The organism is Nocardioides aquaticus, assembly GCF_018459925.1.
In the GTDB taxonomy this organism is placed as follows: domain Bacteria; phylum Actinomycetota; class Actinomycetes; order Propionibacteriales; family Nocardioidaceae; genus Nocardioides; species Nocardioides aquaticus.
Genome location: NZ_CP075371.1, coordinates 2,960,477 through 2,977,298, shown reverse-complemented (window position 1 = coordinate 2,977,298; position 16,822 = coordinate 2,960,477). Strand labels below are relative to the sequence as shown.

Here is a 16,822-nt window from a genome sequence, read left to right as displayed (position 1 = left end):
CCTTCAGCTCCGTCTCGGACGTCGGGGCGATGCGGCGGGGCAGGGTCAGCCTTCCCGAGCGCACCCGCAGCCCGGTCTGGGCGCTGACCCGGCGGCTGCTGCTGGCCCTGGCGATCCTGGTCGGCACCGTGCTCCTGGTCTACCTCGACCGCGACGGCTACAGCGACAACGCCGACGGCAGCGTCGACTTCCTGGACTCGATCTACTACACGACCGTCACGCTGAGCACGACCGGCTACGGCGACATCGCCCCGGTCACCCCGACCGCGCGGATGGTCAACGCGTTCGTCGTCACCCCCGCCCGCATCGCCTTCCTGGTCCTGCTGATCGGCACGACCCTGGAGGTGCTGGCCTCGCAGGGTCGCGAGGCCCTGCGCATCTCACGTTGGAGGAAGCACATGGGCCACCACGTCGTCGTCGTCGGCTACGGCACCAAGGGCCGCAGCGCGGTCGACACCCTGGTCAGCAACGGTGTCGAGCGGGAGAGCTTCGTGATCGTCGACCCCAGCTCGGTCGCGCTGGCCGACGCCCACGCCGACGGGCTCGCGGTCGTCACCGGCGACGCCACCCGACGCGAGGTGCTGCGCCGCTCGGGGGTGGCCACCGCCGACCAGGTCATCATCACCACCGGTCGCGACGACTCGAACGTGCTGGCCGCGCTGACGGTGCGCCAGCTGAACCCCGACGCCTACATCATCGCCTCGGTCACCGAGCAGGAGAACGCCCCACTGATGCGCCAGTCCGGCGCCAACTCGGTGATCACCTCCTCGGACGCCGTCGGGCGGCTGCTCGGCCTGTCGTCGCTGTCGCCGACCCTGGGCTCGGTGATGGAGGACCTGCTCACCTACGGCGACGGCCTCGAGGTCGCCGAGCGGGAGCTGCTGGTCGGCGAGGTCGGCGCCCAGCCGCAGTCGCTGCCGGACCAGGTGATCGCGGTCGTGCGCGACGAGAAGGTCTTCCGCTACTTCGACCCCACGGTCACCCAGCTCGCGCGGGGCGACCGGCTGGTCGTCGTACGGCCGGCGAAGGAGAAGCCGTGGGCGGCCCGACCGGGCACGCACAACGAGGACTTCGCCTCCGACGAGGACTGAGTCCACCCGCCGCGGCCGCCGGGGCCGCTGGACGGGCCCGCCGGACCGGCCTGCTCCGGACATGAAGAGACCGAGCCGCTGGCGTCTCGGGTCACCAGCGGCTCGGTCAAGACCAACTGTAGACGGCCTGTGGTGAGGACGGCACCGGTTCTCCCCAGGAAACCGGCATCCGGACTCATCTGAGGACCAACGTCCTCCCAGGGCCGGGGCCGTGGTCCCGGTTCTAGGCCTCGAGCGCCGCCGAGACCACCTCGCGGGCCGCGGCCTGGACCTCGGCGAGGTGCTCGGGCCCGCGGAACGACTCGGCGTAGATCTTGTAGACGTCCTCGGTGCCCGACGGGCGGGCGGCGAACCAGGCCGAGTCCGTGGTCACCTTGAGCCCGCCGATGGCCGCGCCGTTGCCGGGCGCCTCGGTGAGCTTGGCGGTGATCGGCTCGCCCGCCAGCTCGGTGGCCGACACGTCGTCGGGGGACAGGGCGGCCAGCTTCGCCTTCTGGTCCCGGTCGGCGGCGGCGTCGACCCGGGCGTACGCCGGCTCCCCGTGCCGCGCGGTCAGCTCGGTGTAGTGCTGGCTGGGCGTCTTCCCCGTCGTGGCCAGGATCTCGGAGGCCAGCAGGGCGAGCAGGATGCCGTCCTTGTCGGTCGTCCAGGTCGACCCGTCGCGGCGCAGGAACGACGCGCCGGCCGACTCCTCGCCGCCGAAGCCGAACGACCCGTCGACCAGCCCGGGCACGAACCACTTGAACCCGACCGGCACCTCGACCAGCGGCCGGCCGAGGTCCTCGGCGACCCGGTCGATCATCGAGGACGACACCAGGGTCTTGCCGATCCGTGCGGTGGTCGGCCAGTCCGGGCGGGCGCCTCCGAAGAGGTGCCCGATCGCGACGGCCAGGAAGTGGTTGGGGTTCATCAGGCCGCCGTCGGGCGTGACGATGCCGTGCCGGTCGGCGTCGGCGTCGTTGCCGGTGGCGAGGTCGTACTCGTCCTTGCGCCCGATCAGCGAGGCCATCGCCGAGGGCGAGGAGCAGTCCATCCGGATCTTGCCGTCCCAGTCCAGCGTCATGAAGCGCCAGGTCGGGTCGACCAGCGGGTTGACCACGGTCAGGTCGAGGCGGTGCCGCTCGGCGATCTCGCCCCAGTAGTGCACGGCCGCGCCACCGAGGGGGTCGGCGCCGACGTGCAGCCCGGCCTCCCGCACGGCGTCCAGGTCGAGCACGGAGGGCAGGTCGTCGACGTACGTGCCGAGGAAGTCGTAGCGGTGCACCTGGCCGCGGGCGCGGCTGATCGGGACCCGGCGTACGCCCGCCAGCCCGGCGCGCACCAGCGCGTTGGCCCGCGCGGCGATCACCTTCGTGGCGTCGGAGTCGGCAGGCCCGCCGTGGGGCGGGTTGTACTTGAACCCGCCGTCGCCCGGCGGGTTGTGGGACGGCGTCACCACGATGCCGTCGGCGAGCCCGGAGCCCGGGCGGCCGCCGGTGAGGTCCTTGCCGCGGTTGGCGCGCAGGATCGCGTGGGAGACCGCGGGGGTGGGCGTGTAGCCGTCGCGGTCGTCGACCATCACGGTCACGTCGTTGGCCACCAGCACCTCGACCGCGGTGGTCCAGGCGGGGGTGGACAGGGCGTGGGTGTCGGCGCCGAGGAAGAGCGGCCCGTCGTACCCCTGCTCGCGGCGGTAGTCGCAAATGGCCTGCGTGGTGGCGGCGATGTGGGCGTCGTTGAACGCCTTGCGCAGGCTGCTGCCGCGGTGGCCGCTGGTGCCGAAGACGACCTGCTGGTCGGGGTCCTCGGGGTCCGGCTGCTCGGTGTAGTACGCCGTGACCAGCGCGGCGACGTCGACGAGGTCCTCGGGGCGGGCCAGGGTGCCCGCGCGGTCGCTGCTCACGCCTGCTCCTGCTCGGTGGTGGGGGTGGTGGCCCGGTCCGGGACGACCTGGTCCTTGGCGAGCACGGTCAGGCCGTCCTGCACCACGAACCCGCGCGCGAGGTCCTCCTCGTGGTCGACGCCGATCCGGGCGCCGGGCGGCACCCAGACGTTCTTGTCGAGGATCGCGTTGCGCACGACCGCGCCCGCCCCGACGCGGACGCCGGGCAGCAGCACGGAGTCGCTGACCTCGGCGCCGGTGTCGACGTAGCAGCCCGGTGACAGCACGGCGTTGTTCACCGAGCCGCCGGTGACCAGGGTGCCGGGGGAGAGGATCGAGTTGTAGGCCGTGACCTGGGCGCCGCCCTCGCCGGCGACGAGCTTGGCCGGCGGCTGCGGGCCGTAGCTGGTGTAGATCGGCCAGTCGGAGTTGTAGAGGTTGAAGACCGGCAGCGGCGCGACGAGGTCCATGTGAGCGGCGTAGTAGGACTCCATCGTCCCGACGTCGCGCCAGTAGCCGCGGTCGCGGTCGGTCGAGCCGGGCACGTCGTTGTCCTGGTAGTCGTAGACGCCGGCCTCGTTGCGGGCCACGAACCACGGCACGATGTCGCCGCCCATGTCGTGGGAGGAGTCGGAGTCGGCGTCGCGGGTGACGGCCTCGCGCAGCGCCTCGGCGTCGAAGACGTAGTTGCCCATCGAGGCGAGGACCTCGTGCGGGGCGTCGGGCAGGCCCTGGGGGTCGCTCGGCTTCTCGCGGAAGGCCGAGATCCGCGACGGTGCCTCGGGGTCGACCTCGATCACGCCGAACTGGTCGGCCAGCTCGATCGGCTGCCGGATCGCCGCGACCGTGCAGGCCGCGCCGGACTCGACGTGCTGGTCGACCATCTGGGCGAAGTCCATCCGGTAGACGTGGTCGGCGCCGACCACGACGACGATGTCGGGCTTCTCGTCGTTGAGCAGGTTCAGGGACTGGTAGATCGCGTCGGCGCTGCCGAGGTACCACCGCTTGCCGACGCGCTGCTGCGCCGGGACGGGGGTGACGTAGTTGCCGAGGAGGGTCGACATCCGCCAGGTGGTGGTGACGTGGCGGTCGAGGCTGTGGCTCTTGTACTGCGTGAGGACGACGACCTTGAGGTAGCCCGAGTTCACGACGTTGGACAGGGCGAAGTCGATCAGGCGGTAGATGCCGCCGAAGGGCACGGCCGGCTTGGCGCGGTCGGCGGTCAGCGGCATCAGCCGCTTGCCCTCACCCCCGGCGAGCACGATGGCGAGCACGTTGCGGCGCTTCGACGCTGAAGTCATGGGGAGAACCTAGACCGCGTGACGCGTGGTGCGGGAGGGGTGCCCGTCCCCGATCTTGGCAGTAGGTTCGCGCCCATGCGCATCGACGTCTGCTCCCGCGAGTACCCGCCCGAGGTCTACGGAGGGGCGGGGGTGCACGTCGACGAGCTGGTCAGGGCGCTGCGCTCCCGCGGCGACGTCGACGCGCGGGTGCACTGCTTCGGCGCGCCGCGCCAGGAGGCCGGCACGACGGCGTACGCGGACCCGCCCGGGCTGGCGTCGGCGAACGCCGCGATCCGCACCCTCGGGGTCGACCTGGAGATGGTCGCCGGCTGCGCGGGCACCGACCTGGTCCACACCCACACCTGGTACGCCAACATGGCCGGCCACCTGGCCTCCCTGCTGCACGGCGTGCCGCACGTGGTCAGCGCTCACAGCCTGGAGCCGATGCGGCCGTGGAAGGCCGAGCAGCTCGGGGGCGGGTACGCCGTCTCCAGCTGGGTCGAGCGGACGGCGTACGAGGCCGCGGCCGGCGTCGTCGCGGTCAGCGCGGCGATGCGCGACGACGTGCTGCGCAGCTACCCCGACGTCGACCCCGGCAAGGTGCACGTGGTCCACAACGGCATCGACACCACGTCCTGGTCCCCGGTGGTCGACCCCGACCGGGTGCGCGAGCTCGGCGTCGACCCGGACCGCCCGTCGGTGATCTTCGTCGGCCGGATCACCCGGCAGAAGGGGCTCCCGCTGTTCCTGCGCGCGGCCGCCGCGCTGCCGCCCGAGGTGCAGCTGGTGCTCTGCGCCGGCGCCCCGGACACCCCCGAGATCATGACCGAGGTCGAGTCGCTGGTCGCCGGGCTGGCCGCCGAGCGCGACGGCGTGGTGTGGATCGACCAGATGCTGCCGCGCCCGGACGTGGTGGCGCTGCTGACCGCCGCGACCGTCTTCGCCTGCCCCTCGATCTACGAGCCGCTGGGCATCGTCAACCTCGAGGCGATGGCCTGCGAGACCGCGGTGGTGGCCACCGCGACCGGCGGCATCCCCGAGGTCGTCGTGCCGGGGGAGACCGGGTGGCTGGTGCCGATCGAGCAGGCCGACGACGGCACCGGCACCCCGCTGGACCCCGAGCGCTACGTCGCCGACCTCGCCGCGGCGCTGGTCGGCGCGGTCTCGGACCCCGAGGTCGCGGCGGCGTACGGCCGGGCCGGGCGGGTGCGTGCCGAGCAGTCCTTCAGCTGGGGCGCGATCGCCGAGACGACGGTGGGGATCTACCGGGGCCTGGTCGCCGGCTGACGCCCGGTGGTCGAGGAGCGAGCGCAGCGAGCGTCTCGAGACTCGTCACCGCGCGTTCAGCCGCGCCGCCTGCCGCACGAGGTGGTCCCGCTCGGCGGTGCTCGACGCGGCACGCGCGGCCTCGGCGTAGAGCCGGGCCGCGGCTCCGAGGTCGCCGTCCCGCTCGCGCAGGTGCGCCTCGACCGCGGCGTGCCGGGGCACCGAGGCGTCGACGTCGGCGAGCGCCGCCAGCCCGGCCCGCGGCCCGTCGGCCTCCCCGACGGCCACCGCGCGGTTCAGCCGGACGACCGGGGTGTCGCCGAGGCGGAGCAGCTCGTCGTACCACTCGACGACCTGCACCCAGTCGGTCTCCTCGACGCTCGGGGCGTCGGCGTGCAGCGCGGCGATCGCGGCCTGGGCCTGCATCGGGCCGAACCGGTCGCGGGCCAGCGCCTCCTGCAGCACCGCGACGCCCTCCGCGACCAGCGTGGTGTCCCAGCGGCCCCGGTCCTGCTCGGCGAGCGGGACCAGGGCGCCGTCGGCGGTCGTACGCGCGCCGCGCCGCGCGTGGTGCAGCAGCATCAGCGCCAGCAGGCCGGCGACCTCCGGGTGGGCGTCGTGGGCGGGGTCGACCGCGGCCAGGAGCTGACGCGTCAGCCGGATCGCCTCGGCGGCCAGGTCGACGTCACCGGAGTGACCCTCGTTGAACACGAGGTAGAGCACCCGCAGCACGCGGGCGACGTCGCCCGGCTGGTCGAGGCGGGCGCCGGCGATGGTGCGCTTGGGCCGGCTGATCCGCTGGGCCATCGTCGCCTCCGGCACCAGGTAGGCCTCGGCGACCTGGCGCGTGGTCAGCCCGCCGACGGCCCGCAGCGTGAGGGCGACGGCGGACGACGGCGTCAGGGAGGGGTGCGCGCAGAAGAAGTAGAGCTGCAGCGTGTCGTCCGCCCCGGCCGGCGGGACCGGTGCCGGCTCGTCGGCGACCCGCTCCTCCCGGCGGCGCCACGAGGTCTCCGACCGCGTCGCGTCGAGGAACCGGCGCCACGCCACCGTCACCAGCCAGCCCATGGGGTCCTGCGGAGGGTCGGTCGGCCAGGTGCGCGTGGCCTCCACCAGTGCGTCCTGGACGGCGTCCTCGGCCGCCGCGACGTCGGCCCCGCGGCGCACCAGGATCCCGGTGACGCGGGGCACGAGGCTGCGTAGCAGCGCCTCGTCGGCGATCACCCGGTGGTCGTCGGTGCCCACCGGCGGTCACTCGGTGATGGTCGGGGGCGCGGTGAGGAACGGGCGCAGCTCGAGCCACTCGTGGATCGGCTCGCCCCCGGCGCCGGGGGCCGACGACAGCTCGGCGGCCACCTCGAGCGCGCGCTCGTGGGTGTCGACGTCGATGGCCATCCATCCGGCGACGAGGTCCTTGGTCTCCGCGAACGGCCCGTCGGTGACCGCCGGGCGGCCGGGCCCGTCGTAGCGGACCCACGTGCCCTCGGGCGCGAGCGCCTGGGCGTCCACCAGCTCACCGGACGCCTGCAGCCGGTCGGCCAGGTCGTCCATGAAGCCGAGGTGCGCCGAGACCTCGTCGGGCGTCCACCGGTCCATCGGGACGTCGTTGGGGGCGGTGGGGGCGCCGCGGTAGTGCTTGAGCAGCAGGTACTTGGCCATGGTGGTCCTCCTCGGGGTGTGCGACCCATCGTGGTCGCGCTCACCCCTGGGACGGAACCGTCCGGGCGGTCTCGACATCGGTGCGATCGGCATCCGAGGACGTTCGGCGGCGCGGCGGCGGGGTCGCCCCCGCCACCACACCGAACCGGTCATTGGTGTGGCGCCCACCCTTGACCTGCCTCCGACTGTGCCGTGGCGGGGCAGGGGTCCGCACAGGGCCGGAAGTCCCTTCGGGCTGGGCATCGTCGCGAAGGTGACGTCCGGTCCCGGACTTGAGAGGATGGGCGCGAGCCCTCCCGGCTCCCGGACGAGCGGCGCCGTACCCGGAACGCGACAAGACGGCGACCTGGGAGAGGTGTGTCATGGCGTGGATCGTGCTCGTGGTGTCGGGGTTGCTGGAGGCCGTGTGGGCCACCGCGCTGGACCGGTCGGACGGGTTCAGCCGGCTCGCTCCGACGGTCGTCTTCGGGGTCGCGCTCGTGATGAGCATGGCCGGCCTGGGGTGGTCGCTGCGGGAGCTGCCCGTCGGCACGGCCTACGCGGTGTGGGTCGGGATCGGTGCGGTGACGACGGTGACCTTCGCGATGGTGACCGGCGCGGAGTCGGTGTCGGTGCTCAAGGCGCTGCTGCTGGTCGGGCTGATCGGCTGCATCGCCGGGCTCAAGCTCGTCGAGGGCTGACCGCGCCGGGACCGCGCCGGGACCGCGCCGGCGCCGGGGCCGGTGCGACTCAGAGGTGCTGGAGCACCGCGGCCGCCACGGCTCCCAGCGCGACGATCACCAGCACGGCCACGGCCTGCTGCGCGTCGGACGCCCCGCGCTCCCGGACGGTCGCGGACCCGGCGGGGCGTGCAGTGGGGCGGCCCGTACGTCCGGTACGGGTGGTACGGGTGGTGCGGTGCTGCGGTCGGGTCACGCGGTCCTCCGAGACGGGTACGGGCCCTGGTGCGGGCCTCGTCCTGTCAGACGCGGCCGCGGCGTCTTTGGTTGCCGGCTCGGGAGAAGTCGCGAAGCAGCCGCAACAGGCGTACGTTCGGGGGACTGCTGCGGGTCGTCCCGAGGGGACGACGGCAAGCGCAGCGTTCTATGGCCCGCGATCTGGTCACTTACCCGGACCAGATCGCGGATCGTCGATCACCCCGAATCAGGTGGACATACCACCCGGGCGTGGCGAGTCACTCGACGAGCAGGACTGTAGCCCGGTCCCCGCCCCTCGATGGCTCACCCTTGAGTGCCGTAGGTCCTAGGACGAGTGGACAGGCCGTTCGGTCCTGGTCGCCAGTGCGCCCGGCGCGGCATCCTGGTCGCGCTGGACCGGACGGACCGGGAGCTCTTGTCCCTCCGAAGGGCGGCCGGCGCGGAACGTGACCCCATGCACCGTTCCGCCCGGCCGTCATCCGTCCGTTCGTCGCTCGCGGCTCCTCACCGTCTGATCTTCTTCAGGACGTACTCGCGTCCTCGGTGCCGGCGCATCTCGTAGGCGGGGTCGTGTGCTCTGCGGTGGTGGTGTCCGCACAGCGGGAGGGCGTTGGCCAGGTCGGTGGGCCCGCCGCGGGACCATTCGGTGAGGTGGTGCAGCTCGCACCACGCGAAGGGTCTCTCGCAACCCGCGACCCCGCAGGTGTCGTGCAGGACCGCGAGGGCGTGGGACTGGTGGCGGGTGAACCTGCGCCGCGACCTGCCGACGTCGACGGGCATCGACTCGCCACCGAGGACCACCGGGAGGTGGCCTGCGTTGCAGGCCAGGCGCCGGATCGAGCGGATGGAGATGGTCTCGCCGGTGGCCAGGGTCCCGGTCCCGGTCCCGGCGGCGATCTTGTCGAGGGTGGCGGTGATCAGCAGGCCGATGGTGTTGCCGTGGTCGAAACCGGTGGTGGAAAGGTGTTCGATGAGCTCGCAGAACCCGGCCCCGATCTTTTCGCCGTAGGAGGTGCCGTGCTGGGCGGACTCATCGGTGATCGGGGCCCCGGTCGAGTCCTTGGTGTGGCGGCGGGGGGCGGTGAGGCGCTCGAGGGCTGCTTGCAGGATCCTGCCGTGCAGGGTGGGGATCACGAACGTCCCACGGAAGGTCCCATCACCCCGGTCGTTCAGCGAGAGGTAGCACTCCCGGGCCGCGTCGTCCTCCTCAGCAGCCAGATCGTCGCCTTCCGCGGCGTCCGCTTCCTCCTTCGCCGGGAGCATGTTCGCGAAGACCCGCCGAGCCTCGTCACGCAGCCGTGCCGCGGTCATGGGTCGGCCCTTGGTGTTCGTGGGGGACGACTCGCCGGTCGCGGTGAGGACGAGGGACTCCTCGGCTGCGGTGATCTGCTCGGCCGTCAGGGCCCTGGGGGCGCGCTCTGCGGCACGGACGAGGACCTTGGCCTGCGAGAGACGCAGGGTTCCGGCCTCCAGCGCACGGCGGGTGTGGTGGTACTTGGTCTGGAGCAGGCGGGCGATCCAGAGTCCGCCGCGCAGGACCTCGGTGGGGTCGCCGGTCAGCTTCGCCAACCACGCCGCGGGGTCGGGGTCTGCCTCATCGCCCACGGGGCCTTGCTGGCCGCGGTCGCGCGCCTCGGCGAGGACGGCGAGCTTGTAGGCCGCGACCTGCGACTCCAGGGCGGTGATCTCGTGGGCGGCGGTGGTCAGGTCTGTGTTCGACAACGCCGTGGTCGAGACCCCGGCTGCCGCAGACACCGCACCCCGGGCGTCGAGCAGGGCACCGGTGACACGGACCCCGGGACGTACCGGCGCCGGAGCCGGCACCCACGGTCCCTCACACCCCAGGTCGGTGTCCCAACCTAGGTCGCTGTCGGTGGTGGTGGTCATGGGGTCTACTCAAGCACTCGCCGCCGACATCAGTGCTGCTGAAACGGGGTTATCCACCCACGACAGAGCAACAGTAGAATAAACGTTCGCCAACAGTCCGCTACGGTGCTCCGCGCGGCCCCGGAGGTCGGTGCGGCGGCGCCTGGGGGAGGGGTCCGAGAGGCCGGATCGCGGTGGCCGGCAGCCAGCTCTGCCGCACGTACGGCCCGTCCCCCGCGCCCCGACGCCCGCCTGGGCGGAGATCACCCAGCCCTCCCAGCCCTGCGGTGTCGACCGCCACGACAGCAGCAGCCCCGGCACCCGGTCGTCGGCCCACACGCCCGTGAGCGACACCCAGACGTGCTGGGCGCGGGGAAGGACGGGCATGGACCCACGGTAGAACATGTGTTCGATCAGCGGCAGGGCGGACAGTCCGATCGCCTCTCGGGGGCACGGGTGGCGCGACCGACGTGATCTAACACACAGGTCTGGACCGCACAGGTGCACAAGGCACTCCCTGCGCCCGATCCGCCCCGACGACGGGCAGACATGCCCTGGATCCGGGCCGCGCGCCCGTTTTGATCCAGCCCCGCCGTCTCCTACGTTCTCCCGCGGCCCACCAGCAGGTGGGCCGCACTCCGCCGTCGCCGAGACCCGCCGCGTCGGAGTGCCAGCAATGACACGACGGCGGGTGCGGAGGAACCATCGTGGCGCCGCGACGCGGTGCCACCGGGGTGAAGCCGCCACCGGGCCCCACCAGGGCCCACCGGCGGCCGGGCACCTCCAGGCCCGAACCCGTCAGCTCACTTCGTAGGCGTCCGGAGGAACACATGTCTCTCGTTCGCACCAGCAGCACCCAGCGCCCCGGCAAGCACCGCGCCGAGGTCACGCACCACGGCCGCCGCGCGGCGGCCACCGTCGCCCTGGCCGCCGGCCTGGCCGCCGGGCCCGCGCTCACCAGCCCGGCCAGCGCCGCCGACTACACCGTCAAGTCCGGTGACACCCTGTCCTCGATCGCGCAGAGCATGGGCACGTCGTGGCAGAACCTGTACGCCGCCAACCGCGACGTCGTGTCCAGCCCGACCATGATCTACCCGGGCCAGACCCTGCAGACCGGTGGCGGCTCGTCGTCGGGCGGCTCCTCGGCCCCGGCCCCGTCCGCCGCGCCCAGCAGCGCCGCGTCCGGCGTCGTCGAGGCGGCCAGCCAGTACGCCGGCGTGCCGTACGTCTACGGCGGCGCCACCCCGTCCGGCTTCGACTGCTCGGGCTTCACCAGCTACGTCTTCGCGCAGGTCGGCAAGACCATCCCGCGCACCTCGTCGGCCCAGGCCGCCGCGGCCACCCCGGTCTCGGCCGGCAACCTGCAGCCCGGCGACCTGGTGTTCTACTCCCCGGGCGGCTCGGTCTCGCACGTCGCGATCTACGCCGGCGACGGCATGGTCTGGGAGGCGCCGGGCACCGGCGGCGCCGTGCAGTACGCCCCGATCTGGGACGTCGCGCGCTCGTACGGCCGCTTCTGAGCCGACCCGCGCGAGCACCGGCCCAGCTCCACGCGTGAGGGCCGGCTGAGAGCCAGGTGGGTCGTGTGCCCGGGAACGGTTGTTGGACCGTTCCCAGGCACACGACCCGTTCCCAGGGGCGCCGACCCGACGTACGTTGGCCCCGTCCGGCCCGCGACGGGCCGGCGCTCTCGGGAAAGGCACCACACTGATGAAGCGAGCCCTCATCCGGACCTCGGTGGTCGCGGCCGCGCTCGGCGCGTCCGCGCTGACGTCACCGACCTCCGCCGCACCCGCCGCACCCGCGGCTGCTGCACCTGCTGCACCCGCCGCCGGCTCGATCGCCGACGGCGTCACGAACGACGAGAACCCCGGCGTGCCCGTCGGGGCGTCGTGGACCGAGCACTACTTCCGGGCCGCCCAGGCCGGGTCGCCGACCACGGTCACGCTGCACGCCGACGTGCTGCGGCCCGAGGGCCTGGCGCCCACGGAGAAGACCCCGGTGATCCTGTCGGTCGGTCCCTACTTCAACCACGCCGGCCAGACCGGCCAGGAGACCGACGAGGTCCAGCCGAGCTCGCGCTTCGACGACCTGATCGACGGCGCCTCGTTGATGGAGCGCGGCTACACCGTCGTGCTCGTCGACAACCGCGGCTTCGGCGCCAGCACCGGCTGCCTGGACTGGATGGGCGCCGGCGAGCAGGCCGACGTGCGCAAGGCCGTGCGCTGGTCGGCCTCGCGACCCTGGTCGACCGGCAAGGTCGGCATGTACGGCAAGTCGTACGACGCCGTCACCGGCCTCTGGGGCGCCGACCTCGACCCGCGGGGGCTCGAGGCCGTGGTGGCGCAGGAGCCGCTGTGGAACATGTACCCGTACCTCTACTCGAACGACGTCCCGCGCGGGAACCAGACCGGCACCCCGCTGGCCTACAACTCGATCGCCTCCCTCGGTGGCACCAGCGGTGACACCGACCGCTACAACCAGGCCGCGGCCTACGAGCAGCAGCACCCCGAGTGCCTGGCACGCAACCTGCGCGACAACGTGAGCAACACCAGCCAGCGGGACCCGTACTGGGCGCTGCGCAACCAGGCCGCCAAGGCCACGGGCGCGCGGACGCCGCTGTTCGTGACCCAGGGGTTCACCGAGAGCAACACCAAGCCCGAGCAGATGGAGCAGTACCTGCGCAACCACGTCGGGCCGACGCGCGGCTGGCTCGGGCCGTGGGAGCACGTGCGCGGCAACGAGGTCGACCCGCGCACCGGAGAGCTGTCCCAGGGCAGGTCCGGGTTCTTCGCCGAGGTCGGCCGCTTCTACGACCGCCACCTCAAGGGGATCCGCTCGGCGAAGGACCCGGCGTTCGCGATCCAGGACAACGTCGGTCAGTGGCGCGCCCAGCGCACCTGGCCGGTCGCCGACACCACGAGGGCCGTCTCGATCGGTTCCGGCCGGTACGTCGACGCCGGCCCGGTCGAGGCGGCCGTACGCCGCGGCGACGCCACCGGCACCGGCCTCAGCGCGGCCCAGGCCCGGCGGGTGGCTGAGCTGCAGGTCCCGCCGACGACCGTGGAGCGCCGGGACGGCGACGTCGACCAGCAGGTCCGCAGCTCGCTGGGCACCGCCGCCGAGCGCGCCGACGCCGAGCTGTCTGTGGCCGGCCTGCTCCCCACGTCGTACCAGACCTGGTCGCGACCGGTCCGCCAGGAGACCCGGGTCACCGGGACGCCGCGGGTCACGCTGACGACCCGGGGCGAGGGCCAGGTCCACGTCACGATGTGGGACGTCGACCCGGAGGCGCAGACCGCCACCCTGATCAACGAGAACGTCGCCGAGCTGGGTGCCCGGGGCCGTGCCTTCGACCTCAAGGGCATGGACTGGACGCTGGCGCAGGGCCACCGGATGGCCATCGGCGTCGGCACCATCACCGGCGGCAGCTGGCGCCCCCTGCCCAGCGGGCGGGTCGTGACGGTGAGGGACGCGACCGTGCGGCTGTCGACCCAGTCGACCGCCGACGACGTCGCCACGCAGGGCGCCGAGTCGCCCTGGCTCGCGCGCTACCTCGAGGACAACACCATCGGCAGCGGCGACCTGCCGGCGGGGACGTTCCGGGTGCCCACGCCCTGAGGTAGCCACCGGACGGGGGTCGTGGGTCGGATGACGCGCTGGAGCGCGTCGGACGACCCACGACTCCGCCCCCGCCCGCTAACCTGCCGAGGATGCACCGCATCTTCACCACCAGCGTCGCCTCGGTCTACCCGCACTACGTCGCGAAGGCCGAGCGCAAGGGGCGCACCCAGGCCGAGGTCGACCAGGTCATCGCGTGGCTCACCGGCTTCGACGAGGCCGCCCTGGCCGCCCACCTCGAGGCCGGCACGACGTTCGCGGACTTCTTCGACCAGGCCACGCTCAACCCGGACGTGGACAAGGTCACCGGCGTGGTCTGCGGGGTGCGGGTCGAGGACGTCGAGGACCCGCTGATGCAGAAGATCCGCTACCTGGACAAGCTCGTCGACGAGCTGGCCAGGGGCAAGGCGATGGAGAAGGTGCTGCGGTCCTGACGGCGGCCCGCGCGGGTCACCCGAGGCGCGGCAGGTGGACGGTGAAGCGGGTGCCCTCGCCGACGACGGACCGTACGCCCACCCGCCCCCCGTGGTTGTCCACGATCGTGGCCACGATGTGCAGCCCCAGCCCGGTGCCCTGGATCGCGCGCCGGCGGGCGGAGGACCCGCGGAAGAAGCGGGTGAACAGCGCCTCGAGCTCGTCCTCGGGGATGCCCATCCCGGTGTCGGTCACCTCGAGCACCGCGTGCGTGTCGTCCTCGGAGACCCCGCAGACGACGGAGCCGCCGGCCTCGCTGAACTTGATGGCGTTGCCGGCCAGGTTGAGCACCACCCGCTCGAGCTGCCCGGTGTCGCCGCGGACGAGCACCGGGGTGTCGGGCAGGTCGAAGGAGACGTCGAGCCGCAGCCCGGCGGCGAGGGTGCCGACCATGTCGCGGACCTGGGTCACCACGTCGCGGAGGTCGACCTCCTCGTCCTCCATCTGCACCTCGCCGCTGTTGAACCCGGAGAGCAGCAGCAGGTCGTAGGTGAGCGAGGTCAGTCGGCCGGCGTTGCGCGCGATCGCGTCCACCCAGGCGTGCTGGGACTCGGTCAAGGACTCCTCGTCCTGCAGCACCTCGGCGTAGCCGGAGATGCTGGCCAGGGGCGTACGCAGCTCGTGGCTCACCGTCGCGACGAACTCGTCGGTGGCGCGGTTGAGCTCGCGCAGCTGCTCCGCGCTCCGACGTTCCTGCCGCAGCGCCGCGACCAGCAGCTCGTTGGTCAGCTTCTCGGCGCGGCTGCGCTGGAGCCCGCGCAGCAGTGCGTCGGCCAGCCGGGGCCCGTCGTGCTCGCCCTTGACCAGGTAGTCCTGCGCGCCCTCGGCCAGCGCCCACAGCGCCAGCGTGCCGTCGTTGCGGCCGGTGAGGACCATCAGCGCGGTCTGCGGGCACGCCTCGCGCATGGTCCGTACGACGGTCCCGCCGTCCGCGTCCGGCAGGGTCAGGTCGGCGAGGATCAGGTCGTACTCGGTGACCGCGATCAGCGCCATCGCCCGGCCGAGGTCGCGGGCGACGTCGATGTCGCCGTTGGCGAACTCGTCCTCGAGCAGCGTCTGGACCAGCTCGCGGTCGCTGGGGGAGTCCTCGATGAGCAGGAACCTCAACCGGGTGTCGTGGTCCAGCGCGACCACGCCGCCCGAGCGGTGGTCGCGGGCGGACCGCTCCGCCACGGACGTCACGACGGCAACCTCACGAGGCCGAGCCAGAAGTCGTCGATCGACCGGACGACGTGCACGAACTGGTCGAGGTCGACCGGTTTGGTCAGGAAGCAGTTGGCGCCGAGGTCGTAGGTCCTCGACACGTCGGACTCCGCCGCCGAGGTGGTGAGGACCGCGACCGGGATCCGATGCAGCACCTCGTCGGTCTGCATCGCCTCGAGCACCTCGTGCCCGGACAGGCAGGGCAGGTTCAGGTCCAGGATGACCAGGTCGGGGGCGTCGTCGAGGTGGGCGCGCAGGTGCGCGAGCGCGGCGGCGCCGTCGCGGATCACGGTCACCTCGTTGGCCACCGTCGCGTCGGTGAGGGCGTCCAGGGTCATGTCGATGTCGGCGAGGCTGTCCTCGACGAGGAGGATCTGCATAGGGGCCGCGGTGCTGGTCATCGGGTCGCCTCCTGGGCGTCGCCTGCGGTCGGTGGGTCCGCCGCGGGCAGGGAGACGCAGAAGCGGCTGCCGCCGAGGTGCGAGGTCTCGACCCAGGCCGCGCCGTCCGAGCGCTCGGCGACCTGCTGGACGATGGCCAGGCCGATCCCGGTGCCGGAGTAGGCCTCGCGGACGTGGAGGCGGGTGAACATCGTGAAGACCCGCTCGCGGTAGTCGTCGTCGATCCCGATGCCGTCGTCGTCGACGTACAGCAGGACCCGCCCGTCCTCGAGCCGTCCGGTGACCTCGACGTGGGCGACGGTGTCGGGGCGGTGGAACTTGACCGCGTTGCTGATCAGGTTGCTCAGCACCGCGCGTACCGACGCCTCGTCGTAGGAGACGTCCGGCAGGGCGCCGACCTCCACGTCCACGTCGGCGTCGGCGGCGACGAGGGCGGTGACCACCTGCCGCGCGGTGGCCGCGGTGTCGACGCGGGACTCGGCGGGCTCGACGAGCAGGTAGCGGGAGTACTCGAGCAGGTCGTCGATGAGGGCACGCATCCGCGCGGCACCGTCGACGACGTGGGCGATGTAGCGCAGCCCGCGCTCGTCGAGGACGGGGGAGTAGCGCTTCTCCAGCACCTGGACGAAGCCCGCCATCGCGCGCAGCGGCTCGGACAGGTCGTGGGAGGCGACGTAGGCGAACTGCTCCAGGTCCCGGTTGGAGCGGGCCAGCGCGACGTTGGCCCGCTCCTGGGTACGCCGCAGCGTGGCGAGCTCGGCGGTCAGCTGCACGCGGTCGGAGACGTCCTGGACGCTCGTGGCGAGCCCGACCACCAGGCCGTCGGACCCGCGCAGGGGGGAGACGGTCAGCGAGACCGCGATCCGGCGACCGTCGGGACGCCGGTGCCAGGTGTCGAACCGTTCGACCCGTTCGCCGGTGAGGGCGAGGGCGTGGACGGCCTGCAGCTGACGGGTGGTCTCCGCCGGGAGCAGGTCCTGGGCGGAACGGCCGAGCATGACGGTGCGCGAGCAGCCGTAGATGCGCTCGGCGGCGGCGTTCCAGCTGGTGATGACGCCGGTCAGGTCCTCGCTGAAGATCGCGTCAGCGGAGACCTCGACGATCTGGCCGAGCAGGAGCGGGGCGGGGACTGGGGGAGCGCTCATCGCGCCTCCGTCTGAGGTTGTCCGACCCGGTGGGG

At 72.9% G+C, this 16,822-nt stretch carries 15 protein-coding genes and 2 riboswitches; of the genes, 6 read left to right on the top strand and 9 right to left on the bottom strand.

Translation table 11 applies throughout. From position 1 onward, the window contains the following. The first annotated feature begins 29 nt into the window (after positions 1-29). On the top strand, positions 30-1,091 hold the full coding sequence (locus ENKNEFLB_RS14435; protein ID WP_214059499.1) for a potassium channel family protein: 1,062 nt from the start codon (positions 30-32) through the stop codon (positions 1,089-1,091). Between the two features lie 223 nt (positions 1,092-1,314). Here ENKNEFLB_RS14435 and pgm read toward each other — a convergent pair whose 3' ends face one another. Together pgm and glgC are read right to left on the bottom strand one after the other, a co-directional pair. Further along, a complete protein-coding gene (pgm, locus tag ENKNEFLB_RS14430) occupies positions 1,315-2,973 on the bottom strand; it encodes a phosphoglucomutase (alpha-D-glucose-1,6-bisphosphate-dependent) (RefSeq protein ID WP_214056047.1) in 1,659 nt (552 codons plus the stop codon). Further along, positions 2,970-4,253: a glucose-1-phosphate adenylyltransferase gene (gene glgC / locus ENKNEFLB_RS14425; protein ID WP_214056046.1), complete on the bottom strand. Its 1,284-nt coding sequence runs from the start codon at positions 4,251-4,253 to the stop codon at positions 2,970-2,972. The genes pgm and glgC overlap by 4 nt, the downstream gene beginning before the upstream one ends. A gap of 75 nt (positions 4,254-4,328) precedes the next feature. Between glgC and glgA the strand changes: the two genes are divergently transcribed. After that, positions 4,329-5,522, top strand: a complete 1,194-nt coding sequence (gene glgA, locus ENKNEFLB_RS14420) for a glycogen synthase (protein WP_214056045.1) — start codon at positions 4,329-4,331, stop codon at positions 5,520-5,522. A 45-nt stretch (positions 5,523-5,567) separates the two neighbouring features. On the opposite strand, the gene ENKNEFLB_RS14415 is transcribed toward glgA, so the two are convergent. Next, positions 5,568-6,746, bottom strand: a complete 1,179-nt coding sequence (locus ENKNEFLB_RS14415) for an RNA polymerase sigma factor (RefSeq protein WP_246535558.1) — start codon at positions 6,744-6,746, stop codon at positions 5,568-5,570. Positions 6,747-6,752: 6 nt separating this feature from the next. After that, the gene (locus ENKNEFLB_RS14410; RefSeq protein ID WP_214056044.1) at positions 6,753-7,160 is read right to left on the bottom strand and encodes a YciI family protein; all 408 of its coding nucleotides are present in this window, start codon (positions 7,158-7,160) and stop codon (positions 6,753-6,755) included. A gap of 283 nt (positions 7,161-7,443) precedes the next feature. Next, positions 7,444-7,508, top strand: a riboswitch (guanidine-III (ykkC-III) riboswitch). A gap of 14 nt (positions 7,509-7,522) precedes the next feature. Between ENKNEFLB_RS14410 and ENKNEFLB_RS14405 the strand changes: the two genes are divergently transcribed. Beyond that, entirely contained in the window at positions 7,523-7,840 is a 318-nt protein-coding gene (locus ENKNEFLB_RS14405; protein WP_214056043.1) for a DMT family transporter, read from the top strand. A gap of 49 nt (positions 7,841-7,889) precedes the next feature. Here ENKNEFLB_RS14405 and ENKNEFLB_RS14400 read toward each other — a convergent pair whose 3' ends face one another. Both ENKNEFLB_RS14400 and ENKNEFLB_RS14395 read right to left on the bottom strand, forming a co-directional pair. Then, complete coding sequence (locus ENKNEFLB_RS14400; protein WP_214056042.1) at positions 7,890-8,075, bottom strand: hypothetical protein; 186 nt, start codon at positions 8,073-8,075, stop codon at positions 7,890-7,892. 506 nt (positions 8,076-8,581) lie between these two features. Then, positions 8,582-9,964: an HNH endonuclease signature motif containing protein gene (locus ENKNEFLB_RS14395; RefSeq protein ID WP_214056041.1), complete on the bottom strand. Its 1,383-nt coding sequence runs from the start codon at positions 9,962-9,964 to the stop codon at positions 8,582-8,584. Between the two features lie 614 nt (positions 9,965-10,578). Further along, positions 10,579-10,775: riboswitch (cyclic di-AMP (ydaO/yuaA leader) on the top strand. Here ENKNEFLB_RS14395 and ENKNEFLB_RS14390 point away from each other — a divergent pair. The 3 genes from ENKNEFLB_RS14390 (at position 10,774) to ENKNEFLB_RS14380 (ending at position 13,998) form a co-directional block, all read left to right on the top strand. Then, positions 10,774-11,463: a C40 family peptidase gene (locus ENKNEFLB_RS14390; RefSeq protein WP_214056040.1), complete on the top strand. Its 690-nt coding sequence runs from the start codon at positions 10,774-10,776 to the stop codon at positions 11,461-11,463. Its footprint overlaps the riboswitch before it by 2 nt. A gap of 190 nt (positions 11,464-11,653) precedes the next feature. Continuing rightward, a complete protein-coding gene (locus ENKNEFLB_RS14385; protein ID WP_214056039.1) occupies positions 11,654-13,564 on the top strand; it encodes a CocE/NonD family hydrolase in 1,911 nt (636 codons plus the stop codon). A 92-nt stretch (positions 13,565-13,656) separates the two neighbouring features. Further along, on the top strand, positions 13,657-13,998 hold the full coding sequence (locus tag ENKNEFLB_RS14380; protein ID WP_214056038.1) for a DUF2200 domain-containing protein: 342 nt from the start codon (positions 13,657-13,659) through the stop codon (positions 13,996-13,998). Between the two features lie 16 nt (positions 13,999-14,014). Here the strand turns inward: ENKNEFLB_RS14380 and ENKNEFLB_RS14375 are convergent, their stop codons facing one another. From ENKNEFLB_RS14375 to ENKNEFLB_RS14365, 3 genes are read right to left on the bottom strand one after another with little or no spacing between them, the layout of a single operon-like run. Further along, positions 14,015-15,220 carry a sensor histidine kinase gene (locus tag ENKNEFLB_RS14375; protein WP_214056037.1) on the bottom strand — a complete coding sequence of 402 codons (1,206 nt, stop codon included), beginning with the start codon at positions 15,218-15,220 and terminating at the stop codon, positions 14,015-14,017. Further along, positions 15,217-15,642 (bottom strand): response regulator, encoded by a 426-nt coding sequence (locus ENKNEFLB_RS14370; protein ID WP_214056036.1) that lies wholly within the window; start codon positions 15,640-15,642, stop codon positions 15,217-15,219. Before ENKNEFLB_RS14370 ends, ENKNEFLB_RS14375 begins: the two co-directional genes overlap by 4 nt. Beyond that, a complete protein-coding gene (locus ENKNEFLB_RS14365) occupies positions 15,639-16,787 on the bottom strand; it encodes a sensor histidine kinase (RefSeq protein ID WP_214056035.1) in 1,149 nt (382 codons plus the stop codon). Before ENKNEFLB_RS14365 ends, ENKNEFLB_RS14370 begins: the two co-directional genes overlap by 4 nt. Between the last annotated feature and the right edge of the window lie 35 nt (positions 16,788-16,822).